This window comes from Leucobacter iarius (genome assembly GCF_039530105.1).
GTDB lineage: Bacteria > Actinomycetota > Actinomycetes > Actinomycetales > Microbacteriaceae > Leucobacter > Leucobacter iarius.
In genome coordinates this window covers 763,358-788,480 of record NZ_BAAAOB010000001.1, presented here as the reverse complement: position 1 = coordinate 788,480, position 25,123 = coordinate 763,358, and the positions used below count along the sequence as shown (strand labels likewise).

At 70.1% G+C, this 25,123-nt stretch carries 20 protein-coding genes; 10 read left to right on the top strand and 10 right to left on the bottom strand.

Going from position 1 to position 25,123, the window contains the following annotated elements; all coding sequences use genetic code 11:
• Nucleotides 1-107: 107 nt before the first annotated feature.
• Nucleotides 108-3,035, bottom strand: coding sequence for a cell wall-binding repeat-containing protein (locus ABD169_RS03435; RefSeq protein WP_344029333.1), 2,928 nt, complete (start codon nt 3,033-3,035; stop codon nt 108-110).
• Between the two features lie 158 nt (nt 3,036-3,193).
• On the opposite strand from ABD169_RS03435, the gene ABD169_RS03430 reads away from it, so the two are divergent.
• The 7 genes from ABD169_RS03430 to ABD169_RS03400 are packed head-to-tail and all read left to right on the top strand — an operon-like array spanning nt 3,194 to nt 9,998.
• The gene (locus tag ABD169_RS03430; RefSeq protein WP_344029330.1) at nt 3,194-3,898 is read left to right on the top strand and encodes a glycosyltransferase family 2 protein; all 705 of its coding nucleotides are present in this window, start codon (nt 3,194-3,196) and stop codon (nt 3,896-3,898) included.
• A 6-nt stretch (nt 3,899-3,904) separates the two neighbouring features.
• Nucleotides 3,905-4,270, top strand: a complete 366-nt coding sequence (locus tag ABD169_RS03425; protein ID WP_344029326.1) for a DUF2304 domain-containing protein — start codon at nt 3,905-3,907, stop codon at nt 4,268-4,270.
• The gene (locus ABD169_RS03420) at nt 4,267-6,234 is read left to right on the top strand and encodes a DUF6541 family protein (RefSeq protein ID WP_344029322.1); all 1,968 of its coding nucleotides are present in this window, start codon (nt 4,267-4,269) and stop codon (nt 6,232-6,234) included. Before ABD169_RS03425 ends, ABD169_RS03420 begins: the two co-directional genes overlap by 4 nt.
• Nucleotides 6,235-6,253: 19 nt before the next feature.
• Nucleotides 6,254-7,276: a Gfo/Idh/MocA family oxidoreductase gene (locus tag ABD169_RS03415; RefSeq protein ID WP_344029320.1), complete on the top strand. Its 1,023-nt coding sequence runs from the start codon at nt 6,254-6,256 to the stop codon at nt 7,274-7,276.
• Nucleotides 7,273-8,013: an acyl-ACP--UDP-N- acetylglucosamine O-acyltransferase gene (locus tag ABD169_RS03410; RefSeq protein ID WP_344029318.1), complete on the top strand. Its 741-nt coding sequence runs from the start codon at nt 7,273-7,275 to the stop codon at nt 8,011-8,013. The genes ABD169_RS03415 and ABD169_RS03410 overlap by 4 nt, the downstream gene beginning before the upstream one ends.
• 4 nt (nt 8,014-8,017) lie before the next feature.
• Nucleotides 8,018-8,884, top strand: a complete 867-nt coding sequence (locus tag ABD169_RS03405; RefSeq protein ID WP_344029315.1) for an ABC transporter permease — start codon at nt 8,018-8,020, stop codon at nt 8,882-8,884.
• Nucleotides 8,868-9,998, top strand: coding sequence for an ATP-binding cassette domain-containing protein (locus ABD169_RS03400; protein ID WP_344029312.1), 1,131 nt, complete (start codon nt 8,868-8,870; stop codon nt 9,996-9,998). The genes ABD169_RS03405 and ABD169_RS03400 overlap by 17 nt, the downstream gene beginning before the upstream one ends.
• A gap of 53 nt (nt 9,999-10,051) precedes the next feature.
• On the opposite strand, the gene ABD169_RS03395 is transcribed toward ABD169_RS03400, so the two are convergent.
• Together ABD169_RS03395 and ABD169_RS03390 are read right to left on the bottom strand one after the other, a co-directional pair.
• Nucleotides 10,052-11,008 (bottom strand): glycosyltransferase family 2 protein, encoded by a 957-nt coding sequence (locus ABD169_RS03395; protein ID WP_344029309.1) that lies wholly within the window; start codon nt 11,006-11,008, stop codon nt 10,052-10,054.
• The gene (locus ABD169_RS03390) at nt 11,005-12,330 is read right to left on the bottom strand and encodes a UDP-glucose dehydrogenase family protein (RefSeq protein WP_344029306.1); all 1,326 of its coding nucleotides are present in this window, start codon (nt 12,328-12,330) and stop codon (nt 11,005-11,007) included. The genes ABD169_RS03395 and ABD169_RS03390 overlap by 4 nt, the downstream gene beginning before the upstream one ends.
• A 194-nt stretch (nt 12,331-12,524) precedes the next feature.
• Here ABD169_RS03390 and ABD169_RS03385 point away from each other — a divergent pair, with 194 nt between their 5' ends.
• Nucleotides 12,525-14,612 (top strand): acyltransferase family protein, encoded by a 2,088-nt coding sequence (locus ABD169_RS03385; RefSeq protein ID WP_344029303.1) that lies wholly within the window; start codon nt 12,525-12,527, stop codon nt 14,610-14,612.
• Here ABD169_RS03385 and ABD169_RS03380 read toward each other — a convergent pair.
• From ABD169_RS03380 to ABD169_RS03370, 3 genes are read right to left on the bottom strand one after another with little or no spacing between them, the layout of a single operon-like run.
• The gene (locus ABD169_RS03380) at nt 14,581-15,669 is read right to left on the bottom strand and encodes a glycosyltransferase (RefSeq protein ID WP_344029301.1); all 1,089 of its coding nucleotides are present in this window, start codon (nt 15,667-15,669) and stop codon (nt 14,581-14,583) included. The genes ABD169_RS03385 and ABD169_RS03380 overlap by 32 nt on opposite strands.
• Before the next feature lie 4 nt (nt 15,670-15,673).
• Nucleotides 15,674-16,819, bottom strand: a complete 1,146-nt coding sequence (locus ABD169_RS03375; protein ID WP_344029298.1) for a cation:proton antiporter — start codon at nt 16,817-16,819, stop codon at nt 15,674-15,676.
• Between the two features lie 50 nt (nt 16,820-16,869).
• The gene (locus ABD169_RS03370; RefSeq protein WP_344029295.1) at nt 16,870-17,715 is read right to left on the bottom strand and encodes a glycosyltransferase; all 846 of its coding nucleotides are present in this window, start codon (nt 17,713-17,715) and stop codon (nt 16,870-16,872) included.
• Between the two features lie 253 nt (nt 17,716-17,968).
• On the opposite strand from ABD169_RS03370, the gene ABD169_RS03365 reads away from it, so the two are divergent.
• Nucleotides 17,969-18,793: a DUF559 domain-containing protein gene (locus ABD169_RS03365; RefSeq protein ID WP_344029292.1), complete on the top strand. Its 825-nt coding sequence runs from the start codon at nt 17,969-17,971 to the stop codon at nt 18,791-18,793.
• A gap of 264 nt (nt 18,794-19,057) precedes the next feature.
• Here ABD169_RS03365 and ABD169_RS03360 read toward each other — a convergent pair whose 3' ends face one another.
• From ABD169_RS03360 to galE, 3 genes are all read right to left on the bottom strand, one after another.
• A complete protein-coding gene (locus ABD169_RS03360; RefSeq protein ID WP_344031626.1) occupies nt 19,058-20,023 on the bottom strand; it encodes a glycosyltransferase in 966 nt (321 codons plus the stop codon).
• A gap of 77 nt (nt 20,024-20,100) precedes the next feature.
• Nucleotides 20,101-21,498 carry an LCP family protein gene (locus ABD169_RS03355; protein WP_344029289.1) on the bottom strand — a complete coding sequence of 466 codons (1,398 nt, stop codon included), beginning with the start codon at nt 21,496-21,498 and terminating at the stop codon, nt 20,101-20,103.
• Nucleotides 21,495-22,508, bottom strand: coding sequence for a UDP-glucose 4-epimerase GalE (galE, locus tag ABD169_RS03350; RefSeq protein ID WP_344029286.1), 1,014 nt, complete (start codon nt 22,506-22,508; stop codon nt 21,495-21,497). The genes ABD169_RS03355 and galE overlap by 4 nt, the downstream gene beginning before the upstream one ends.
• Before the next feature lie 221 nt (nt 22,509-22,729).
• Here galE and ABD169_RS03345 point away from each other — a divergent pair, with 221 nt between their 5' ends.
• Nucleotides 22,730-23,854 (top strand): glycosyltransferase, encoded by a 1,125-nt coding sequence (locus tag ABD169_RS03345; protein WP_344029283.1) that lies wholly within the window; start codon nt 22,730-22,732, stop codon nt 23,852-23,854.
• Nucleotides 23,855-23,890: 36 nt separating this feature from the next.
• Here the strand turns inward: ABD169_RS03345 and ABD169_RS03340 are convergent, their stop codons facing one another.
• Complete coding sequence (locus tag ABD169_RS03340) at nt 23,891-25,117, bottom strand: MFS transporter (protein WP_344029280.1); 1,227 nt, start codon at nt 25,115-25,117, stop codon at nt 23,891-23,893.
• Nucleotides 25,118-25,123: the final 6 nt, after the last annotated feature.

Genomic DNA, 25,123 nt, shown 5'->3' with positions numbered 1-25,123 from the left:
GCACAAGAAACTCACAGGGGAAATATACCCAATAGTCCGGCGATACCGAAAACCCCCGTGCACCGTCCGACCGCAGCCGGAATCGGGCCGCGAGCGCCCCGGCTCGGTCAGGACTGGCAGCGCCGGCCGGCGAGCACGCCGCCGTCGAGCACGCCCGCACCGCCCAGCAGCAGGATCCGGTTGCCGACGACCCGGCCCGTCGCGTCGAAGACGGAGCCCGGAACGCAGCTCGACGTGGTGAGCAGCAGCGGTGCGCCTCGCGAACCGGCGACCGCGCCTCCCGCGAGCGCGTCGGCGAAGCCGAGACCGTTCGCCCAGTACACGTCGACTCCGGCGCCCTTCGCGATGATGCCGTTCGCGATGCGCGCCGACGTGTCGTAGCGATCGACCCCTGCGTACCGCACCACCGAGCGACCCGCGGCGACCGAGTTCTGGACTCCCGTCGAGACGGCACCGGTGCCGCCCGCGATGCGCACCTGGGTGACGCCGAGGCGGGAGAGCTCCGCGGTCACGGAGGCCGGGGCGCTGCTCGCGTTCCCGGGCACGAGCAGCACCGGCGCGTTCACCACGCCGGCCGCGGCACCCGCGGCGAGCGCGTCGGCGAAACCGGTCCCCGTCGCGAGGAAGGCCTGCGAAGCGGTCCCCGTCGGCCACCCCTGCTGCGCGATGGCGACGGAGGTGGCGTAGCGGTCGGGACCCGAAACGCGGTCGACTCGCCCGGCGAGCTTCTTGAGCTCGGTCACGACACCGTCGCTCACGGCCCCGGTGCCGCCGACCACGACGATGCGATTCGGCTTGAGCCGCACGATCTCGGCCCGCGTCGATGCGGGCAGACTCGTCGGCCGGGCGAGGAGCAGCGGAGCCTTCCACTTCGCGCCGAGCGCGCCGGCGCTCAGCGCGTCGGGGTAGTCGAGGCCGTTCGCGATGAGCACGGTTCCGGCCGTCGCGGGGTAGCCCGCCTTCGAGGCCTCGACCGCGGTCTCGAACCGGTCGCCGCCGCTGATCCGCTGCTTCGGCACGCTCTGCAGGTCCCTGACGAAGTCCAGCCCGCCGGTCGCGGTCCAGGTCGCGGTGCCCGCGGCGAAGGCCATCGAGCATTTCGTGCCGTCGGCCGAGCACGTCGCCGCGCCCTTCGGCCAACCCCAGGCTCCGGTAGGCCCGCCGGCGGCGAGGTATCCGTCGCGGAGCTTGCCGTCGGGCAGCACGAACGCGCCGGCCTTCGACTCGTAGATGTCACCGGCGGCGAAGCGCTGCACGGTGCCCGCGGACTCGCCCGTGCCGACCGCCGCGGCGGGCGCCTTCGGGTAACCGAGCTTCGCCGCGCTCGGCTTCCAGGCCGTGTAGGCCTTCGGCGAGACCTTCACGAGCCCCGAGGCGCCGCTCCACAGACCGACCCCGAACTGGAACGGGGTCGCGCATCCGTCCCCCGCGAGCTGGCACTGCATGGGCCCGATGGGCCATCCGAAGGTTCCGCCGACCCCGCCCGTCGCATCGTAGGCGTTGCGGTATCGACCGGCGACAAGGGTCGACGATCCTCCGGGAGAGAGGTACATCGTGCCGGCCTGCAGCGGGTAGGTCGTCCCGCCGCCGTTCGCGGTGCTCGTCGCCGGCGCACCGACGGGGACGCCGGCTGCCGCCGAGAGCCCGCCGAGCGCGCGCCAGGCGGTCAGGAAGCGCGCGTCGACGACGCGTGCGCCGCCGGCGCTGCTGGAGACGATGGTCCCCTTCTTGAAGTCCTGCCCCAGCGCACCGCTCGACGACTTCCCCGAGTTCTTCAGCGGATAGCCCACCGACCCGTTGAATCCGCCGCTCTGCTCCCAGACGACGCGGAGCGCTTCGGGGACCAGGAACACGCCGACACCCTTCGCCTCGACCACGGAGCCCGATTGGAAGCGCATCACCGTGTTGCCGGAGCCGCCCTGGTTGACCCCGGGAGCGATCGGCCATCCCCAGGATCCGGCCGGTCCTCCGGCGTTGCCGTAGGCGATGAACAGGGGGCTCGTGCGGGTCATGCCCGAGGGCTGTCCGCTCTTCGGCTCGTAGACGATGCCGCCCGCGAACTGCTGGGTGCGTCCGCCCCCGTTGGCGGTGCTCGACACGGGCGCGGCGGTCGGAGCACCCAGCCAGCCGTTGTTGGCCTGCCAGTAGGAGAGGATCCCGCCGTCCACCGGGTAGGGCAGCTGCGTGCTGCCGAACCAGCTCGTGAAGAAGAGGTAGAAGTTCCGGTTGCCGTACGACGAGCACGAGTCACCCGTCCCCCAGCCGGCGTTGATCGCAGCCTGGTTCGGGCGGTAGGGCGTGTAGATGTAGAGCGAGGCCGTCGCCCAGTTCTGGATGTACACCTGAGAGGTGCCGCATCCGGCGTTCGGGTTCCACTGGATCGTGTTCGTCTTGCCCGGCACGAAGTTGAACGGTCCGCTGATGCGGTACTTCTTCAGCTGCCACGCACCCCAGTACACCTGGTTGAAGAAGCCGTAATATGCCGAATCGCAGTTCGCCGAGTTCCCCGGCCCGGAGTCGGGGCAGGCGTAGCCCATCGCGACGTTGAACTGGCGGACGGTCGGCCAGTCGTCACTGACGAGCGTCTGCTCCTTCTCGAGCATCACGAGCAGCACCTTCGGGCTGATCCCGCAGGCCTTGCCCACTTTGGCGATGATCTGGGCGGCAGATTCACCGACCGCGCCGGGGTACGCCGCGCAGATCTGGTTCGCGGCGCGGCTCGACGTGCTCATGGTGAAATTGCGCAGGCAGGATTTCGCAACGGTGGACCCGTAGATCGGGGTGCCGGGCGCCCGGCCGGGGTCCCCGATCGTGCAGCGCGGCACCTTGCCGTTCAAGAACGCCTGCACCTGCGCGGCATTCATCGCGTTGCCGTCGTAGAACACGGAGTCCGCGATGATGTTGCCCGGGTTGAATCCGGTGACGGGCGCAGCCTGCGCGGGCGTGACCGCGGCGAGGGGGGCGGCGAGCAGACCGACCCCGACCGCGAGCGCGAGCAGGGCGCGCAGACGCGCGATCGGTCGTTTCGGCGCCATCCCGCGCTTCCCTCCTGTTGCCCTCAAACATTCAAGTCATGCTTGAAGGTTCGCGTCCACGCTAGCTTCTGTCCCAGCCGGACACAACCCGGAGCACCGCTCGCGGCTTCTCCGGACAGGTCCTCGGCCCTCAGCGTGCATCTGTCAGAATAAGTGACATGACTGACCCTTCGCCCGCGAGCGCGACCGCAGCTCCCGGCAACGCCGACACCTGGGTCGTGATCCCCCTCTACAACGAGGCGACGGTGATCGGCGAGGTGATCCGCGGTCTGCGGCCCGACTTCGCCAACGTCGTCTGCATCGACGACGGGTCGAGCGACGGCTCCGGTCGGATCGCGTCCGAGGCGGGTGCGCGCCTCGTCACCCACCCCATCAACCTGGGGCAGGGCGCGGCGCTGCAGACCGGCTTCGAGTACGCGCTCGAGCGCGGCGCCGAGTACGTTGTCACCTTCGACGCGGACGGCCAGCACCGTGTCGAGGACGCGGTGGCGATGCTCGACCGCTCCCGGGCCGAGGACCTCGCGATCGTCTTCGGATCCCGCTTCCTCGACGACCGCACGAAGCCCGGCCTCCTCAAGAAGATCGTGCTCAAGACCGCGGTCGCCGTCACCAACTGGACCACGCGCACGAAGCTCACCGACGCGCACAACGGTCTCCGCGTGATCCGACAGGACGCGCTGAGCCGGATCCGCCTCCGCCAGGACCGCATGGCCCACGGCACCGAGATCGTCGTGCAGCTCGGCCGCACCGGTCTCCCCTACGCCGAGCAGCCCGTCGAGGTCATCTACAGCGACTACTCGAAGGCGAAGGGGCAGTCGCTGCTCAACTCGGTCAACATCCTCATCGACCTCATCATCCGGTAGGCGCGCATGTCCATCTTCCAGCTCCTGCTCATCCTCGGCGTCGTGCTCATCGCGGCGCTCGCGGTCCGTTTTCTCCCCGGCGAGCGCTCGCTCGCGCTGAAGCGCATCTTCGCGATCCTCTTCGTCATCGCGGCGGTGCTCGCGATCCTGTTCCCGAACGTGCTGACGGCGGTCGCCCACCTCTTCGGGATCGGCCGCGGCACCGACCTGCTGCTCTACGTCTTCATCATCGCCGTCCTGGCGTTCGCGGTGGCGATCATCCGGGCGAAGGCCCGCAGCGATGCGCGCGTGACCCAGCTGGCCCGCGCCGTCGCGCTCATGGATGCCCGCAACCGCGAGCGGGCCGAGCAGGAGAAGGACACCGAGCAGTGAGCTGGATCGCCGCGATCCCCGCGATCGCCGTCGCCCTCCTCCTCGCGGTCGTCCCCGGAGCTCCGGTCGCCTGGGCCCTGCGTCTCCGCGGAATCTCCTTCATCGCGGGTTCGATCGCGGCGTCCTTCGCCGTGATCTCCGTCGCGAGCGTGCTCGCTCCGATGATCGGCGTCCCCTGGAGCCTGCTCCCGGTCGCCGCCCTCTCGGTGATCCTCACCGCCGTGCTCTGGCTGGTGCTCCGCTTCTCGGGAACCTCGGTCCCTCGTTCGGGCTTCCTGAGCTCGCTCCGCCGGATCCCGCTCAGGACCTGGGTCTGCACCGGAGCGTTCTTCCTGGTCTCCGGCGGCATCATCGCCTACCACCTCAAGCAGGGCTTCATCCTGCCCGACAACATCTCGCAGACCTACGACAACGTCTTCCATTTCAACGCGGTGGCCGAGATCCTCCGCACCGGGGACTCGTCGCCGCTGCACATGAATCTCACCAGCCCGCACAGCGCCACGGCCTTCTACCCCACGCTGTGGCACGCGTCGGCCGCGCTGGTGTCCCAGCTCGCGGGGAGCGGCATCGCCGTCTCGGTGAACGCGTTCGCGATCGCCACCGGTGCGCTCGTGTGGCCGGCCGGCATGCTCTTCCTCACGCGCCCGTTCCTCCCCCGACGCCCGGAGGCCGTGCTCCCGTTGGCCGTCATCGTCGCGGCGTTCAGCGCGTTCCCCTACCTGCTGCTGACATGGGGCGTCCTCTACCCCAACGTCCTGTCGACCGCGCTCATCCCCTACGCCCTCGGCTTCACCCATCTCGCCCTCCGCAGCCGCCCCCTGGGCATCCGGCTCCCGTCGGTCTCGCTCTGGGTCGCGGCCATCGGCTCGCTCGGCGCCGCGACGCTCGCCCAGCCGAACGCGCTGTTCGGCTACGCAGCACTCGTCCTGCCGCTCCTCGGGGCCACTGCACTGACGGTGCGGCGCCTGCCGCTGCGCAGGAGCACCCGGGTCTGGCGGACGATCGCGCTGGTCCTCGCGGCCGCTGCCATCCTCGCGATGTGGGTGCTGGTCCGCACCGGGGACAACATCCGCGAGTTCGAGGGAAGCGTCCGCGCCGCCTTCGAGAGCGCCCTCGGCAACGGCCCGTTCACCGGCTCCCACGCCTGGGGGCTCACCCTGCTCATCGCGCTCGGAATCGCGACCCTGATCCTGATGAAGCGCCACCGCTGGCTGCCCATCTCCTACCTGATCTCGCTCGCGCTCTACACGATCGCGAGCGGAACCAACGGCCCGTTCCGAACGCTGATCACGGGCGCCTGGTACAACGACGCGAATCGCCTCGCCGCGCTCATCCCGGTCGTCGCGATCCCCCTCGCGGCCGTCGGAGCAGCGCTGCTGCTCGATTGGATCGTCCGAGGCTTCGGTGAGTTCTTCGCGTCGCGCGCCGCGGGTTCGCGCGGCAGGATCGTCACCGTCGTGGCGACGGTCGTCGGCGTGCTGATCATCGCCGCGATGGCGATCGGCCGCCCCATCGCCACGCAGATCGAGCACATGCGGGGCACCTATTCGTTCACCGCGGATTCCGCGCTTCTGAGCCCCGACGAGGAGCAGCTCCTCCAGCGGCTGGACCGAACCGTGCCGAAGGACGCAGTGATCCTCGGGGATCCCTGGTCCGGAACCGCCTTCGCGCTGGGTGTTGCGGATCGCCAGGTGGTGTTCCCGCACCTGAAGGGCGACTTCGGGGCCGAAGCGCTCAAGCTCGGCGCCGAGTTCCGCGAGCTCGGAGCCGGCGCCTGCCCGCTGGTGTCCGATCTGCGGGTGGACTACGTGCTGGAGTTCGGCGGGCGGCAGTACCGCATCAAGGGATCCCCCACCCCCGAGTTGTACCGTGGCCTCCGGGGCCTGCAGGATTCGCCGATCCTCACCGAGGTCGATCGCCAGGGCGACGCGGTGCTCTACAAGATCACCGGCTGCAAAATCTGATTCCCTACACTGGGAACGCTTGACTACCGAACCGTTGGGAGAAGACGTGACGATCAAGTACGGCCTGATCGGCCTCGGCATGATGGGGCGCCACCACGCCCGGGTGATCCGCGAGGTCGAGGGTATCGACCTCGTCGCCGTCGCCGACGCGATGGGCGATCCCCACGGCGTCGCCGGCAAGACCCCGATGTTCGATTCCGTGCAGGGCCTCATCGACGCGGGGGTCGACGCGGTCGTCGTCGCCGTCCCCACCAAGTTCCACGAAGAGGTCGGCCTGGCGCTCGCCGAAGCCGGCGTGCACGCGCTCATCGAGAAGCCCGTCGCGCACGAGCTCCCTGCGGCCGAGCGCCTCGTCGCCGCCTTCGACGCGGCCGGCAAGGTCGCAGCCGTCGGCCACGTCGAGCGGTTCAACCCCGCGCTCATCAGCCTGCGCGAGCGCATCGCGAACGGCGATCTCGGCGAGGTCTACCAGATCCAGACCCGCCGGCAGGGCCCGTTCCCCGCGCGCATCGCCGACGTGGGCGTCGTGAAGGATCTCGGCAGCCACGACATCGACCTCACGGCCTGGCTCGCGCAGTCGCACTACGCGACCCTCGCGGCCCAGACGACCCATCGCTCCGGACGCGATCACGAGGACATGGTCTCGATCACCGGCAAGCTCGCCAACGGGATCATGGTCAACCACATCGTCAACTGGCTGACCCCGTTCAAGGAGCGCCTCACCCTCGTCACCGGCGAACGCGGCGCGTTCGTCGCCGACACGCTGACGGCCGACCTCACCTTCTACGAGAACGGCACCCATGAGGGCTCCTGGGACGCCGTCGCGGCGTTCCGGGGGGTGAGCGAGGGCACCGTGACGCGGTTCGCCCTCGAGAAGCGCGAGCCGCTCCGCTCCGAGCACGAAGCCTTCCGCGACGCGATCCTCGGCGTCCGCTCCGACGCCGTCACCCTGCGCGAGGGCACCGAGACCCTGCGCGTCGCCGAGGCCGCCATCGAGTCGGCCAGGTCGGGCGTCGCGCTGGACCTCACGGCGCGCGCATGAGCGACGCGAGCAGCCCGATCAGCCCCTCCGCGTTCGTCGGCGAGGGCATCGAGATCGGTGCGGGAGTGTCGATTGGCCCCGGCGCGGTGATCCTCGGCCCCTGCGTGATCGAGGACGGCGCCTGGATCGGCGCCGGCGCCATGATCGGCGCACCCCCCGAGATGAGCAACCTGCCGCAGAACACCGCCTGGACGGGCGACCTGCAGCACGCCGGTGTGCGCATCGGCGCCGGCGCGGTGATCCGCGAGGGCGCAGTGATCCACCAGGGCAGCTACCGCGAGACCACGGTCGGCGCGCGCAGTTGGGTGCTGAACCGCGCCTACCTCGCGCACGATGTGCTGCTCGGCGCCGATTCCACGGTGTCGGCCGGCGTGAGCATCGGCGGCCACTGCGCCATCGGCGACTGGGTCAACATCGGCATGAACGCCGTCGTGCACCAGCGCCGCATCATCGCGCACGGCGCGATGGTGGGCATGGGCACGCCCGTGACCCGTGACGTACCGCCCTTCGCGAAGGTCTACGGGACCCCGCCGCGCATCGCGGGTATCAACGCCGTCGGCCTCGACCGTGCCGGGTACCCGGTGGAGCTCGCGGACGCCCTGTTGACCGCCTACCGCGGCGGAGATCTGCTGACCGAGGGCTGGGTCGTCCCGGAGCTCGACGAGCTCTCGGAGACCATCACCTGGTGGCGCTCCCACGGCGAGCTCAAGCCGTCAGTTCTCGCGGATAGAATCTGAGACCGTGCGCGATACTTCCGTTCTGAACGACCCGGACTACAGCACGCCGGGCGCGAGCCGCGGGCTCTTCGACGTCTTCCGCTACTGGCATCTGCTCTCGCTCCTCGTCAAGAAGGGCGTGGCCACCCGCTACCACGGGTCCGTGCTCGGCTGGATCTGGTCCTACGTGCGCCCCGCCGCGCAGTTCCTCATGTACTACCTCGTCATCGGGGTCATCATGGGCGGCCACAAGGACACTCCGCTGTACCCGGTCTACCTGTTCGCCGGCATCGTCGCGGTCAATCTCTTCAGCGAGGCGCTGCGCAACACGACCGGATCGGTCGTCGACAACCGCTCGCTCATCAAGAAGATCTACCTGCCGCGGGAGCTCTTCCCCGTCTCCGCGATCGGCGTCGCGCTCATCCATTTCCTGCCGCAGGCCGTGCTCCTGCTGATCGTGGCGCTGCTCTGCGGCCTGACCATCTCCTGGCTGCAGATCCTGTTCTTCGTCCTCGGCGTCGTCATGATCCTCATGTTCGCCCTCGGCCTCGGACTGTTCTTCGGCGCCGTCAACGTCGCCTATCGGGATGCTCGCAACTTCGTCGACCTGATCCTCATGTTCGCGACCTGGGCATCGCCGGTGCTCTACTCCTGGTCGATGGTGCACGAGCGCGCCCCCGAGTGGCTGTTCCATATCTACATGTCGAATCCGATGACGGGCGCGGTCGAGCTGTTCCACGAAGCGTTCTGGAACCCGCTCGTGCCGAAGGCCGGGCATCTCCCGACCCTCGATGTCTACGTGAGCATCGGCTTCGCGATCTCGCTCGTGACCCTGATCATCGGCCAGCTCGTCTTCCGCAAACTGGAGGGGTCCTTTGCCCAAAATCTCTGAGGCCGATACGCGCCCGGCGATCGTGCTGGACGACGTGCGCAAGACCTTCAAGATCAAGCACACGCACTCCTTCAAGGAGACGTTCATCGCGTCGATCAAGCGCAAGCCGCTGTCGAGCGACTTCAACGCGCTCGACGGCATCAGCTTCTCGGTGCCCGAGGGGCAGTCGGTCGCGCTGCTCGGCCGGAACGGCTCGGGCAAGTCGACCACCCTCAAGCTCCTCTCGGGCGTCATGTCGCCCGACCAAGGCTGGGTGCGCACCCGAGGCCGCATCGCCGGTCTGCTCGAGGTCGGTGCGGGCTTCCATCCCGACCTCAGCGGCCGCGAGAACGTCTACCTGAACGCCGCGATCCTCGGTATGAGCAAGGAGGAGACCGACGCGAACTTCGAGTCGATCCTCGCGTTCTCCGAGATCGGCGACTTCATCGACACCGAGGTGAAGCATTACTCCTCGGGCATGTACTCGCGCCTCGGTTTCTCGGTCGCGATCCACACGGAGCTCGACGTGCTGCTGGTCGACGAGATCCTCTCGGTCGGCGACGCCCAGTTCCGCGAGAAGTGCACGGCGAAGATGCTCGAGCTGCAGGACCAGGGGAAGACCATGTTCGTGGTCAGCCACAACGCCGGTCAGGTGCAGCAGCTCTGCGAACGCGGAATCGTGCTCGAGCAGGGTCGGATGATCTTCGACGGCCCCATCGACGAGGCCATCGAGTTCGTGAAGCCGCGCGGTGCGGGCGACGAGAACCACTACCCCATCGTCGGCGAGATCTACGAGCTCTACCGCCGCGACCCCGGTCGCTGGGGCCGCCCGCTGGGCCCCCAGCAGGAGGTCTCCGAGAACGGCGGCGGCTTCGTTCAGGAGTTCGACAAGGGCATGATCACCTCATCCGTCGCGCTCGTCGATCGCCTCGGGGCGGACAAGGCGACCGTCGGCCTCGGGAAGGGCGTGTTCCTCGCGGCCTACCGCAAGTCCGGCGGCCCGCAGGGCCCCTGGGGGTTCATGGTCGGCTCGCCGAGCGGCATCCTCGAGAACTACGAGCTGCGCAAGATGGAGTTCCAGAACGGTACGGCCGGCTTCGCCATCGAAGGCGGCATGCGCTTCGACGCGAACTAGCTCTCCGGAGGACGCCGGCGGCCGGAACGGGGTTCCGTCCGCCGGCGCACCCGCTACTCGTCGCGGGAGCCGATGCCGCGCCGCGCCAGGCGCTTGAGCCGTGTGATGGTGCTGATCCGGAGCATCTCTGCCCGGGTGCGTTCGCCCTCCTCGCGGATCTCCCGGCGCAGCTGGCGCTCGAGATTCGCGATCCGCCCGTTCACGAACTTCGTGAGGTACAGCGGCAGGCCGAGACCGAACTGATCCACGAACTCCCGCAGCGCCTCGTCGCGCACGAGCTCGTCGTACTTGACGTGGTCGTCGCTCGCGTGGATCACGCTGTTGCCCGCGGACCCGGTCACGCCCTCGCGGTGGTGCCAGTACGCGAGGGGTTCGCCTTCGAGGAACTCGAGCGAGTGCTTCGAAAGCACCCGCAGGTTGAAGTCCCAGTCGCCGATCACCGGGAGCGCCTCCTCGTACAGGCCGAACTCCTCGTGCAGGCTCCGTCGATAGAGGTATCCGATGGGGACGAACCGGTTGAACAGCAGCGCCGCGCTCAGCGTGGGGTTCGCCAGGTGCCCCTGGAACACCTCGCGACGCACCGGGACCAGAACACCGCTCGCGTCGCGCTCCTCCCAGAGCCGCTCGATCCGCGCCACCACACCGACGCGTTCGGGCCGCTGCTCGAGATAGGCGGTCGCACGGGCGAGGAACTCGGGGTGCCAGGTGTCGTCGTCATCGTGCAGGACGAGCAGCGGCGCGGTGGTGGCGAGCACGCCGGCGTTCGCGCTCACCCAGCGTCCGCGCGACTCCGCCGAATCCACGAACCGGAACTTGGCCTGCTGCTCGGCGTCGAGCTCCGCCACCGTCTCACGTACGAGCGCGGGATCGCCGCCGTCGTTCACGATCACGGCCTGCCAGTCCCCGAAGCTCTGCCCGACGATGCTCACGAGAGCGCGGCGCAGGAACTCCGGCCGGTCCTTCGTGCGGATCACGATCGCGACGGAGGCCGTCCGCTCCGTGCCGCTCATCGGCCCATCCCGTGGTAGGTCCAGCCGGCTCCCCGCCAGGCATCGGGGTCGAGCGCGTTCCGCCCGTCGACGATCACCGCGCGTTCGACCTGCGTCCGCAGACCGGCCGGGTCGAGCTCGCGGAACTCGAGCCACTCGGTCCCGAGCACGACGATCTCGGCGCCGCGTACGGCGTCCTCGACGGAATCGCAGTACCGCAGATCGGGCACGCGAGCCGCGGCGTTTCGGTTCGTCTCCGGATCGTACGCGGAGACGACGGCGCCCAGGGCGTGCAGCCGCGCTGCGACATCGAGCGCGGGTGAGTCGCGGACGTCGTCGGAGTTCGGTTTGAACGACAGGCCCAGCATCGCGACCGACCGCCCGGCGAGCGGCGTCGCGCCGTCGCCGAGATCCGAACCGTCGAAGCTGCCGACGACCAGATCGACGACCCGCTGCCGCCTCCGCAGGTTGATCTCGTCCATCTGCTTCAGGAACGCGACGGACTCGCCCGTTCCGAGCTCCTCGGCCCGCGCCACGAACGCGCGGATGTCCTTCGGCAGGCAGCCGCCCCCGAAGCCGAGCCCGGCCCCGAGGAACTTGCGGCCGATGCGTTCGTCGTGCCCGATCGCATCGGCGAGCGTCACCACGTCCGCGCCGACCGTCTCCGCGATCTCGGACATGGCGTTGATGAAACTGATCTTGGTCGCCAGGAAGGAGTTCGCGGCGACCTTCACGAGCTCGGCCGTCGCGTAGTCGGTGACGATCCGGGGCGTCCCCGCCGCCAGCGCCTCCGCGTAGACCGCGTCGAGCACCGCGGCATCCGCGTCCCCGGACTCCCGATCCACGCCGTACACCAGTCGGTCCGGGGCGATGGTGTCCTGCACGGCGAAGCCCTCGCGCAGGAACTCGGGGTTCCACGCGAGACGCGCACCGGTCTCGCTCACGAGCCGGGCGAGTTCCGCCGCGGTGCCGACCGGGACGGTCGACTTCCCGACGACGAGCTGATCCGGCCCGAGGAGCGGAAGCAGATCGGCGATCGCCGCACGCACGTAGCTGAGGTCGGCGCTTCCCGAATCCGCGCTCTGCGGTGTGCCCACCGCGATGAAGTGCACCTGCGCTCCGGCGGCGCGCTCGGTCTCGGTACTGAAGGAGAGCCGACCGGACGCGAGCCCGGCCCGGAGGATCTCATCGAGCCCGGGTTCGAAGAACGGGGTCTCGCCGGATTGGAGCAGTTCGATCTTCCGCGCATCAGGGTCGACACCGACCACTTCATGTCCGAGCGTCGCCATCGCAGCAGCATGAACCGCCCCGAGGTACCCGCAACCTTTCACACTGATCTTCAAGCGCGGTGTTCCTTCCTGAGCAGACGCCCCGGCACTTCATTTCCGGGCATTCCTTCTCAGGATTCTTCCATACTTCAAGTTTTCGACGCGCGCGCGGTCAGGATCCCATACGCAGGCCCGGTATTCTCATCCCGTGACCGGGCGCGCGCCCGAGCAATGCCCGCATCACCCCGCACAGCGCACAAGGATATTAGATGTCAACACCCCCGGCCGGCACTATCGAGGCTTCCCAGGGGAGGTCCCCCGCCGGGGTCCGCACCGCGCATCGCCGAGACATCCAGGGGCTGCGCGCCCTCGCAGTCCTGCTCGTCATGCTCGACCACGGCTTCGGCTGGCCGTCCGGCGGCTACATCGGCGTCGACGTGTTCTTCGTCATCTCCGGGTTCGTGATCACCGGCCTGCTCCTGCGCGAGCACGACCGCACCGGGAGCATCTCGCTGCGGAACTTCTACGTCCGGCGCATCCGACGTATCGCCCCGGCATCGGTGCTCGTCATCGCGTCGACCCTCCTGGTCGGAGGCTTCGTACTCCCCCACGCCAGGGCGGTCTCGCTCTGGTGGGACTCCCTCTGCGCGTGGGTGCTCGCCGCGAACTGGCGCATGGCCAGCACCGGAACCGACTACTTCCAGCAGTCCCTGCCGCCGTCGCCGCTGCAGCACTTCTGGTCCCTCGCCGTCGAGGAGCAGTTCTACCTGTTCTGGCCGTTGCTCATGCTGCTCGTGTTCGCGGTGTTCCGGCGTCGCGGACGGGCGGCCCTCGCCACCGCGATCGCGCTGTTCATCGCCGCGGGGCTCATCTGGTCGTGGATCCAGACCGCGAACGATCCCACGTTCGCCTACTTCTCCTCGTTCACGCGGTTCTGGGAGATCGCCGCCGGCGCGCTGCTCGCCTGCCTCAACCCCAAGACCGTGCGGATCCCGAACCCGCTTCGCGGTGCGCTGCTCGCGCTGGGGCTGGGCACCATCCTCGGCACCGCGCTCCTGCTGCCCGGCGGCGCCGCTTTCCCCGGCGTCCTCGCCGTGCTGCCCGTCGCGGGCAGCGCGCTCGCGATCCTCGCGGGCATCGGCGCCGACCCCGGATACGACCGGATCGCCGCGCCGCTCACCAACCGGCTCGCCGTGCACCTCGGCGACATCTCCTACTCGCTCTATCTGTGGCACTTCCCGGTCCTGATCCTCGCCGCAGCCGTGCTGCCGTCGAGTCCGCTGCTGACCGGCGTCCTGCTGCTCGTGACCTGGGCGCTCGCAGCCGCCACTTACGCGCTGGTGGAGAACCCGATCCGGTTCTCGGACTGGCTCGCGCCGCGCGGCGCGAAGGCAGCCGCTCCGCGTCAGGGACCGCACCGGCGCACGCCGGTGATCCTCGCGGTCGCACTGCTCACCGCGTCCGCGACGGTGCTCGTGAGCGGCGGCGCGTTCCTCAGCCGCGCCGAAGCCCCGCCGGCCGCGAGCGGTGCGGCGGCGGTCGCCCCGGGCTGCCTCGGCGCCGCCGCGCTGCAGTCCGGGAAGAAGTGCACTCCCGGACCGACGTTCGTCCCATCCGTCGACGGGTTCACCGAGGACACCCAGGGCGCGTACTCAGCCGACTGCTACCGCGGGCAGACCGTGCCGCACGCGTCGTGCACCTTCGGCAGCAAGGATCCGAGCGCCCGGAACGTCGCCTTGATCGGCGACAGCCACGCCGCCATGTACATCCCGCTTCTGCGCGACCTCGCGCCCCAGCTCAACTGGCGCATCACCACCTACGTCGGCTGGGGCTGCCCGTGGACGCCCCACCCCGGCGCCCCGTGCGAAGAGCAGTCGGAGCTCGCCCAGCGGGCGTTCACCTCGGACACCCCCTACGACCTGATCCTCACGGCCTCCTCCAGGAAGGCCCTCTCGAAGATGACCAGCATCGACGATGCGAAGGCCCTGTGGGCGGCCGCGGGCGAGAAGGGCACCCGGATCCTGGCGCTCGAGTCCGTTCCGATCCCCGACTCCGACTCGCTGATCTGCATCCAACGCGTCGGATTCGATCCGAGCACGGACCGGTGCGGCACGAAACGCTCCGTCGCGGAACGCTTCCCCGACCGCATCGCCCAGCTCGCGAAGTCGCTCCCGCAGTACGCCTCGCTGGTGCCGGTCTCGGATCTGGTCTGCGACCCCGACACCTGCTCGGCGGTCACCGGCGGCGTCATCACCTACCGCGACGCGGACGGGCATCTCACCGCGAGCTACACCAAGACGATGGCGCCCTACCTCCTCGAGCGGCTCAAGCTCGCGAGCGCTCCGGCCAGCCCCTGAGCTCGTCGAGCAGCATCCGGTACCGCCGTGACACTCGGAACGGCGAGATCTCACGGTTGAACCGGTCGAAGTCGGCCTCGGTCACCTCCGCGAACAGCGTCGTGTCTGAGAGCAGTTCGGCGATGGACGCCGCGGGATCCCGCGTATCGAAGAACGCGACCCAGGGTTCCTCGCCGAACTGCTCGCGGAGGTGGGCTTCGTCCGGCAGGATCACCGGGATCCCGAACGTGGCTGCGAGGTGCACGCTGCCCGAATTGAGGATCGCTCGGTACGGCAGCACCATGACGTCGGCGGCCCGGAGCCACCGATCCATGTCGCCGTCGTCGATGAAGGCGAGGTCGAGGATCGCGCGGACCCCGGCGGGGATCGCCGTCCGGATCTCGTCCGGATCCGCTTCGGCGACCGCCCCCGCGAGCAGCAGTACGAGATCGCCGTCGGTCCGCTGCGCGGTGCCGCTCGCGGCGATCAGTTCCCCGATGCCCTTGTAGGGGCGGATCTGCCCCATGAACAGGGTCGCGTGGTCGGTGTCCTCGAGCCCGAACGAGGCGCGGGCCTGTTCGCGCGTGATCCCTGTGTCGTAGATGCCGGCGTAGCTCGGATGCGGCAGCACGCGAACGGTGGCGGGGTCGAGACGCACGATGTCCGACAGCACCGTCGGGGTGTCCGGCGCCATCACGTGCACCGCATCGGCGCGGTCCGCGATCGCCCGCATGAGATCGACCTCGAGCTCGCGGAACGCGAGCTCGTGCGGTAGCCGGTTGTGCACGGTCCAGAGGAGCCGCACCCCCCTCAGCCGGAGCCCGTCGAGCTCCGCAACGAAGCGGGTGAGACGCTGCTCGGCGGCTGCCCGATCCTGCGCGCGCTGCAGGATCGGAGTCGTCCAGTGCAGATGGAAGACGTCTCCGTCCTGGAGGCTCGGCAGCAGGCGCAGCAGCCCGTCCCAGGAGACGGCGTCGAGGAACCGGTACCCCGCCGCACGGGGCGCGAGGCCGAGCATGTTGAGGAAGGGGTTCGAACGGTACGCCGGGAATACGAGCACCTGAGCGACGGATCTCACTCCCTCACCCTACCGGTGCCTGCGCCTCGGCGACGGCGCGCAGCCGCCTCGATGCCAGCGTCGTCGCGCCGATCGTGATCATCGCGCCGAGCAGGATCGCCGCCCCCTCTCCCGAGGCGAGGATCCCGAGCGTCTCGCCCATCGAGACGGCGGCGATCGGGACGCCGAGCTGCGCGGCCGTCACGATGGCCGCCGGCCACGGCTGCCGCAGCAGCACCGGGATGCAGTGGACGAGGAGCGCGCCGAGGCCGAGCACGACCCCGAGGAGGATCGCCTGCGGGTGCGTCACGAGGTGGCGCAGATCAATGGACGCTCCCAGCCAGACGAAGAAGATCGGGGCGAACAGCCCCTCCGTGATGGCGAACAGCTGCTTGCCGAGCCGCTCGGGCTCGCCCGCGGCCGCGAGCGCGATCCCGCACGCGAAGCCCGCGAGCATGACCGAGACGTGCAGCGCGGTCGCGATAGCGGCGACCGCGAACACCACCACCAGCCAGAAGCGCAGCTCGATCGCGAGCGAGTGCTCCCGGGACACCGCGCGGATCCGCGCCTCGAATCCGCGGGTGACCAGCAGTCGCGCGACCCAGGCGGCGACCAGCGCGGCGGCGATGACCACGAGCGCGCCGAGCCCGGCGCCGAGCGCGTTCTTCGGTTCGATGGCGAGCGGCAGCAGCACGATGCAGACGGCATCGGCGACGGCGAGCTGGGGCAGCAGCTGTTCGAGCACGGGCACGTCGGTGCGCACTCCGGCGAGGGCGGGGAGCACCAGGCTCGCCGACGACGAGGCGAGCAGCACCGCGTACAGCCACCCGTGATCGGTGCCGAACAGCTGCGCGATCCCGAATCCCAGCGGCACCGAGGCCGCACCCACGACCGCCGCGCGCAGCAGACCGGTGCGCATGCCGCTGCGCAGCGCCGGATCGCGGATCGGCACGTGGGAACCGGCGACGACCATCACCAGGGCGAAACCGATCTGGCCGAGGAACGCGAACGTCGGCTCCGTGGGGTCCGCGATGCGGAATCCGCTCTGCCCGAGGATCAGACCGACGGCGAGCTCGCCGATGACCACGGGCAGGCGCAACCGGTCGGGCAGCGCGAGCAGGGGGCCGAGCAGCGCGACCGCGCAGATGAGGGCCAGCAGCGCGAATCCCATGTCGACCTCCTCGCTCTGAGCCGACAGTACCGCGAGCCGCCCGCGGTCGGCTACTGGGCGCGATCGCCGGGGAGCCCCCCGCCCACGAAGCGGCGGAACAGCACCTTCTTGACGCCCGCGGGGAGCAGGCGGTACGCGCCTTTCACGACCACGTTGCGCAGGTACTGGCCGCGCGAGACGAACCCCATGCGCAGCATCGCCCGCTGCAGCCGCGCCTCCGTCTTCGCCTCCGTCCAGCCGCCGCGGCGCTGGAACGATCCGGCGCCGACGCGATACCTGAGCAGGGGCTCGGCGAGGTTCTCGACCTTCGCGCCGGAGGCGATGAGCCGGATGCCCAGCCAGTAGTCCTCCATCTTGCCGAACGGCTCGTAGCCGCCGATCTTCGCGATGGCGTCCGCCCGGTACATCATCGTCGGATGGTTGAAGGGGTTGTGCGTGCGCGCGTGCTCGCGGATCCGCTCCGGCCCGGTCGGCGGGACCCTCAGCGCGCCGGTCGTCTCCGGGTCGTGCTCGAACTCGACCATGCCCGTGCCGACCAGGTCGTACCCCTGCTCGATGAGCGCCCACTGGCGCGCGAACCGCTCGGGCACCGAGACGTCGTCGGCGTCCATGCGCGCGATCACCGGATGCGTCGCCCGCGCCAGGCCGGCGTTCAGCGCCTCGGTGAGGCCCCGGTTCTGCTCGAGACGCACCACCGAGACCGGGATCGGGCTCTCGCGCTCGATCCGGGCGATCTCCTGCGCGAGCGCATCGGGCACCGGGCCGTCCTGCACCAGCACCGCCTCGGCCGGGCGCAGGGTCTGCCGGTCGACGCTGCTCTCGAAGGCGAGGCGCAGGAACCCGGCGTCGTCCCCGGCGTAGACGGGCAGCAGCAGCGAGAAGTCGGCCTGGGTCATGGTTCTACTGTAGGGCGGTGGGGTGGTGTTGGTGGGTGCCGTTGGCTTCGGAAGGAGATCCGGGTTCAGAAGGATGTTTCACGTGGAATCCTCCTCTTGAACTCGAATCTCCTTCTGACCCCCAGCCTCTTCGGGGTTCACTCGGCCGGGGATCCACCCTCCTCATCACGCGTATGCGCTTCCAGGCATGCGGATCTCTCCACAGATCCCCCCTTCTGCCCCTCGGCCGCTCTGATTCTCGAGACACTCGAGCATGCACCTCACCGGATTCGTCGCACACCACCAAGGAATCGTCCGCTCGCGGGACGCCATCGCACGCGGACACTCGCCCCATCGCATCGCGCAGGCGGTCGCAGCGGGCCGTCTCTCCCGCCCGCGAAAAGGGTGGATCGCGCTCCCCGGGGCCGACCCGGTACTCGTCGAGGCCGCGCGTAACACCGCGGTCGTGAGTTGCGTCACCCGCGCGGAGCGATTGGGGCTCTGGATCCCCCGGGCTGCCGAACAGCTGCATTTCGCTTCCCGTCCGAACGCGAAGGCCCGCGGACCGGGGTTCGTGGTGCACTGGGCGAAACCGCTGCTTCCGCGTTCGCCCGGCCAGCTCGAGGACTCTGTCGAGAACGCGCTGGCACTCATCGCGAGCTGTCTGCCGTACGAAGACGCGCTGGTCATCTGGGAATCAGCGCTGAACCGCCACCTGATCCAGCTGCCGACGCTCGCGCGCCTTCCGCTCACCGGAAGGGCGCGAGGGCTCCTCACCGAGTGCCGTCCGTTCGCGGACTCCGGGCTCGAGTCCCTCGTGCGCAGCCGCTTCACCTGGCTCGGCGTACGAATACTGGAGCAGGTGCGGATCCTCGGCCACCGTGTCGATCTCCTCTTCGGCGATCGGCTCGTGGTCCAGATCGACGGCGGAACCCACGTCGGTCCGCAACGCGACGCCGACAACCGGCACGACGCACTGCTGATGCTGCAGGGGTACCGAGTCATCCGCGTGAGCTATGCGCAGATCGTGCATCGGTGGGAGGAGGTCCACGACCTCATCGTCGGCGCAATCGCACGCGGAGAGCACCTGGCGCAGTAGTGCGCCGGGTCGATGCGGTCCGAGTCCAGTGGCTTGCGCTCACGCCCTGCACGAGCTCCGGCACCAGCGTCTTCGCCAGTTCCAGTTCCAGTTCCAGTTCCAGTTCCAGCGAAGGAGATTCGAGTTCAGAAGGTGGGCCTGCTGATTCGCCCTCCTTCTGAACCCGGATCTCCTTCCGAATACGATGCCCCGAGGAGATAACAGCAGAGAAGAGTCAAGAAAAGCAGGGCGCCTCGTCGGCCAGTCCAACCGGCGCAGGTGCCCCTACCGCTCGAGCAGCCGGATCTGATCCATGACGTCGTCGGGCACCCCCGCGGTCGCGAGGACTTCGGTGGACGCGCGGGGGCGGGTGCGCCAGCCGTCGCGCCAGCCGCGGCGGAGGCCGTCGCGCAGCACGGATCGGTCCTGCGAGGCGCGGAACGTGCGCACCCAGCGCCGGGCGGTGGCCGCGATGTAGAGCGCGTTCTCCCAGCCGTAGAGCGCCTTCGAGAGCCGGAACACCCAGAGCTTGTTGCGCACCTCGAAGAAGAAGCGGGGGCCGGGATCCGCGTCGCTCGACCCGCGCTTCGCCGTCTTGTGGGTGACCACGGAGTCGGGCACGAACAGACCTCGCGCCCCGCGCAGCAGGCGGGCCGAGTACTCGAAGTCGTCGTTCCACAGGAAGTAGTCGACGATGGGCAGTCCCAGCTCGCGCACCCGCGCGGCGCGCAGGAACGCCGACACGAACGAGATCGACCGGATCTCCATCGCGCCGACGGAGGCCGCCCGCTCGCGCTCCGCGCGCGACGCACGGATCTTCGCCTTCGGCGTGTTCATCGGGTGGTCCGCGCCGTCGGTCCAGACCACGCGCGAGCCCATCACTGCGAGATCGTCCTGCCCGCTCGCGCGATAGCGCCCGAACGTCGCGAGCGCGCCGGAGAGCGCGTCGGGACCGGGCACCGTGTCGTCGTCCATGACCCACACCCAGTCGGTCGCGGGATCGGCGACCGCGGCCGCGATCCCCACCGCGAAACCACCGGCGCCGCCCGTGTTCTCGGTCAGCCGGATCAGGCGGGCCCGATCCCCCCACGCGGCCAGCAGTTCGGCAGCGACCGCGTCGGAACCGTCGTCCGAAGCGTTGTCGACCACCACGAGACGATCGACCGGACGGGTCTGCGCTGCGAGCGCCTCCAGCGCCTCGCGCAGCAGCTCCCGGCGATTCCACGCGACGAGCACCGCGGTCACCCGCAGCGCGCCGGAGGCGCCAACCGAGCTCGCGCCGGATCCCGTGCCCGTGCCGGCAGAGGGCCCCGTGGCGGCTCCGTCGCTCACTGCTTGCCTTCCTTCTTCGGAGTCGCCTTGACGATGCCCTGATCCACCAGCTTCTGGATCGTAGCGAAGTCTGGGTTCTCGGGATCCACCGCGGGCGGCACGAGCTCGACGTTGACGGGCGGGAACTCCCGGGACTTGCCCGCGAGGTCCACGAACCGGCCCAGCATCGAGCTCGGGATGTCGGTCTCGACGAGCTGCTTGCCCGCGGTCGCGATGTCCTGGAACCGCGCCAGCACGTTGGTCGGATTCATCTGCGCGAGGATCGCGGCCTGCAGCTCGCGCTGCCGCTCCATGCGCGAGTAGTCGCCCGCCGCGGATCCGTAGCGCGAACGCGCGTACCACTGGGCCGTGTAGCCGTTCATGTGCTGCTTGCCCGGCTCGATCCAGCCGTCGACGCCGTTCTGGTACTGATCGCCTCCGATGGGCAGACGCTCCTTCACATCGATCTCGATGCCGCCGAGCGCATCGATCAGCTGCGAGAACGCGTCCATGTTGACGAGCACGTAGAACTGGATGTCGAGGCCGGTCGCGCCCTCGACGGCCTCCTTGGTCGCCTCGATACCGGGCGAGGAGTGCTGCTTCTTCGCGTTCGGGTAGAGCTCCGGATAGAACAGCTCCGCCTCGGCGTAGACGCCGTTCAGGATGCAGCGGCCCACCTGGCAGCCGCCCCACTCGCCGAACTCGTTGGGGCCGACGCCGAACCCGTTCGGGTGCATCTTCGCCATCGGCGAGCTCTTCGAGAAGGGCACGTTCGCGAGCTCGCGCGGCACGCCGATGATGGTCGACTGGCCGGTCTTCGCGTCCACGCTCACGACCGAGATGCTGTCGGGGCGCAGCCCCTCGCGGTCGGCGCCGGCATCGGTGCCGAGCAGCAGGAAGTTGTAGCGGCCCTTGACGGGTTCGACCGCGGGCGCTCCCGCGAAGAGGTCGTCGAGCAGGCCGCGGGTCGAGGCGACGGTGGTCGCCGCCCAGGCCGCACCGAAGGCCGGCACGATGGTCAGCAGCACCGAGATCACCGCGATGGGCACGCGCCAGTTCGGCTTCACCCGCACCAGCTTGGTGAGCCGCAGTGTGTCGAAGCCGAGCACGAGCCAGAGGATCGCGTAGAGGACGAGCAGCCAGGTCAGCACGAAGAGGAACCAGCTGTTCGTGAACAGCGTGAGCGTGTCTGCGCGCGCCGCGAGCAGGCCGACCACGGTGAGGACGCCGGCGAGGATCAGCACGACCGTCGCGGTGATTCCGAAGCGGCCGAGCTTGCGGTTGCCCGCGAGCAGCTGCGCGCTGCCGGGCAGGACGAAGCCGAGCAGCACGAGCCACCGCGCCCGCTTGGTCATCAGCGGGGGCGAATCGAGATCGGGGTTGCGGATCGGCCGCTCGAGCTCGATCGCGCTCATCCGGCGTACCCGCCGGGGTTGCTCGACTGCCAGGTCCACGTGTCGCGGCAGGCCTCGGCGAGGGATCGGGTGGTGCGCCAGTCGAGCTCGGCGTTCGCCTTGGCGGGATCCGCGACCATCTCGGCGACATCGCCGGAGCGGCCCGGGACGATGTCGTAGGGCACGGGGCGGCCGGAGGCCTCCTCGAAGGCGCGGACGACCTCGAGCACGCTGGATCCGGTGCCGGAGCCGAGGTTGTACGCGGTGACGCCGGCGGCGATGTGCTCGAGCGCGGAGACGTGGCCCTCGGCCAGGTCCATCACGTGGATGTAGTCGCGCACGCCGGTGCCGTCGGGAGTCGGGTAGTCGCCGCCGAACACGCTGAGCCGTTCGCGCTTGCCCACCGCGACCTGCGCGATGAACGGCATGAGGTTGTTGGGGATCCCGGTCGGGTCCTCGCCGATGCGGCCGGAGGGATGCGCGCCGACGGGGTTGAAGTAGCGCAGCAGCACGGCCTCGAGCTCGGGCCAGGCGACCTGGGTGTCGCGGACGATCTGCTCGATCATCGCCTTCGTCCAGCCGTAAGGGTTGGTCACGCCGACGCCGGCGGGGTGCGCCTCATCGATCGGCACGCGCTGCGGCTCGCCGTAGACCGTCGCCGACGAGCTGAACACGAACTTGGTCGCCCCGCGCTCGCGCATGAGGTCGAGCACCACGAGCGTCGAGTCGAGATTCACCCGGTAGTAGCGGGTGGGCTGCGCGACCGACTCGCCCACCGCTTTCAGGCCCGCGAAGTGGATGACGGCGTCGAACTCGACGCCGTCGAGCGCGGCACGGGCGGCCTCGCGCTCGGCGAGGTCGACCTCGATCACGGGGATGCTCCGCCCGCTCAGCGCCTCGACCCGGCGCACCGCTTCGGGGCTGCTGTTCGAGAAGTCGTCGACCACGATGACCTCGTGCCCGCGCTCGAGGAGCACGAGCGCGGTGTGCGAGCCGATGTAGCCGGCGCCGCCGGTGAGAAGTACACGCATAGCGTCTAGGGTAGGGCCGCTGCCGGGAGAGAACCTGCGACGCGCTCCGGAATCCGCGAAAGGCGGTCCCCCGCCGTCGGCCGCGCCTCCCGACGGGCGGTGACACCGCAGGGTTACGATTCGGTGACGCTTCAGCGCGCTCCGGGCCTGCGCACAGCAACCGATTCCGTAGAATCAAGGCTGTCGGGCGATTCACAGCTTGACGGGGACGGAGGGGTTACGTGGCGACGCTCACGCTGATCGGCGAGCCCTTTCCCGGGTGGGACAGCGCACTGCAGGCCGCAGCCGCGCAGGACCTCACGGAAGCGGTCGCCGTCGCGGCTCCCCGCGGGTGCAGCGCCCGGCTGCTGATCGCCAAGGGCACGGAGGCACCCGTTCTGGAATCGCCGCGCGCCCGCGTCGAGACCCTGCCCCTGAAGGCAGGCATGCTGCCCGTGCTGTGGCAGTCCGGCGCCTCGGCCCGGCCCCTCGACGGCGAGTTCGTGCACGCCCTGACCCCGATGGTCCCGCTGCGCAGCCGCGACGACGGCGACGGCACCCAGACTTCGGTCGCGATCCCCCACGGCATCGCCTGGCAGGCTCCCGAGCTGATGGGCACGACCCAGGCCCGGCTCTTCCGATCCTTCGTGCGCCGCGCGGTGCGCCTCGCCGACGTGATCGTCACCTCGACCCACGCGACCGCGAGCGCTCTGCAGGAGCACTTCGGGCCCGAGCTGGCGGTGCAGGTGCTGCCGCTCGCAGCCCCCACCCGGATCATGCGCCCGTCCGACGCCGCCGAACGCCGCGTCGAGCTGGAGCTCCCCTCGACTTACGTGGTCACGACCGCGGCGCCCGGCGAATTCGGCCGGCTCGACTGGATCCTCGACGCGATGCGCGCCGATCCGTCGCTCCCGGCGCTCGTCGTGCTCAGCGGCAGCTTCCCCGCGCCCGGCGATCCGCAGAACGCCGAGGGTGCGGACCCGAAGCTCGCGGCAGCGATCCCGACCGAGCTGCAGCACCGTGTCACGGTGGTCCGCCCGCGCGAGCTCGAAGACATCGGAGCCGTGCTCTCGGGCGCCGAGCTGCTCGCGCTGCCCCAGGCGGGCATCGGCACCGGTTACGAGCTGCTCGCCGCACTGTCCGCGGGGGTTCCCGCGCTGCATGGCGGCAGCGCCGTCGCGGCGGAGCTCGCCTTCGAGGGCGGGATCGGCGCGGAGGACGCCACGGCGTTCGCCGGCGAGCTCTCCCGGATCATGCGCGACGACGCCGAGCGCTCCCGGCTCTCGGTGCTCGCCGAGGATCAGTCCCGCTCGTACTCGTGGGCCAGCACCGCCTGGCACCTGTGGGAGATCCACGCCAACATCTGACCCGGCGCCTCACGGCGCGTCACGCCACCGTCACCGTCAGCGGCGCGCGCTCCGCGCGTGCCCGACGGCGGCGGCCGCCGCGGTGAGCGCGGAGACCGCGACCAGGGCGACGGCGGCGACCCAGCCCCAGTGCGCGAACACGAGGCCGCCGAGGCCGCCGAGCAGTGCCGAGCCGATGTAGTAGCCGAGGTTGTAGAGCGACGGCGCGAGACTGCGCCCGGTGTCGGCACGCCGACCGATCAGACCGCTCGCGATGGTGTGGGCGCCGAAGAACGCTCCGGTGAACAGCACGACTCCGAGGACCACGGCGGGGAGCCACGGGAGCAGCATGAGACCGAGTCCGAGGAGCATGAGCGCGATGCACCCGAGCTGCACTCGCACGGGTGACTCGAGGCCGGCGAGCGGCCCCCGGCTCCGCCCGCGGTGCGCCCGCGCGATGACCGCCCACACCTGACGCGAGGCGACCGCACCGGCCAGGTAGGCCAGGAAGAGCCAGGACACCTGGGCCGTGCTCAGCCCGAACGGGGCCTCCTGCAACCGGAAGCCGAGGACGTTGTAGACGGCGACGAAGCCGCCCATCAGGAGGAAGCCCTGCGCGATGAGGACCCGGACGCCCGGGTTGCGGAGATTGGCGAGGAACGCGCGGCCGAGCGGCAGCGGGGGTCCAGGCGGGATGCGGGTCGCCGGGATCAGCGCGAGGAACAGGGCCGCTGAGGCGACCGAGCAGAGGGCGACCGCGGCGACGCCCCACCCCCAGCCGAACGCGTCGCCGACGAGGCCCGAGATGACGCGACCGGCGAGCCCGCCGATGGTGGTGCCGGCGACGTAGCTGCCGACGGCGGTGCCGAGCGCCGCGGGCGTCACGATCTCGGCCAGCGCGGTGACGGCCAGCGCGGGCAGTCCCGCGAGCGCGAGCCCCTCGAAGAAGCGGACCGCGACGAGCGCGGGGAGCGTCGGCATGAACGGGACCAGCAGGCCGATCCCGAGCGCGACGAGCACCGACCAGCGCATCGCGGCCACGCGGCCGATCCGGTCGGAGACCCGGGCCCACGGCACCACGCCGACGGCGACGCCGAGCGTGGCGGCACCGATCACCCACGAGACGGCGCCCGTGTCGCTGCGGAACTCGTGCGCCAGCTCGGTCAGCACGCCCTGCGGGGCGTACAGCTGCGCGAAGGTCGCGAAGCCCGCGCCGAACAGCGCGACGAGGGCACGCTTCGCGACCCGGCTGTCGCCCGGGACCCGGGGGTCCGACGCGGTCACGCGCCG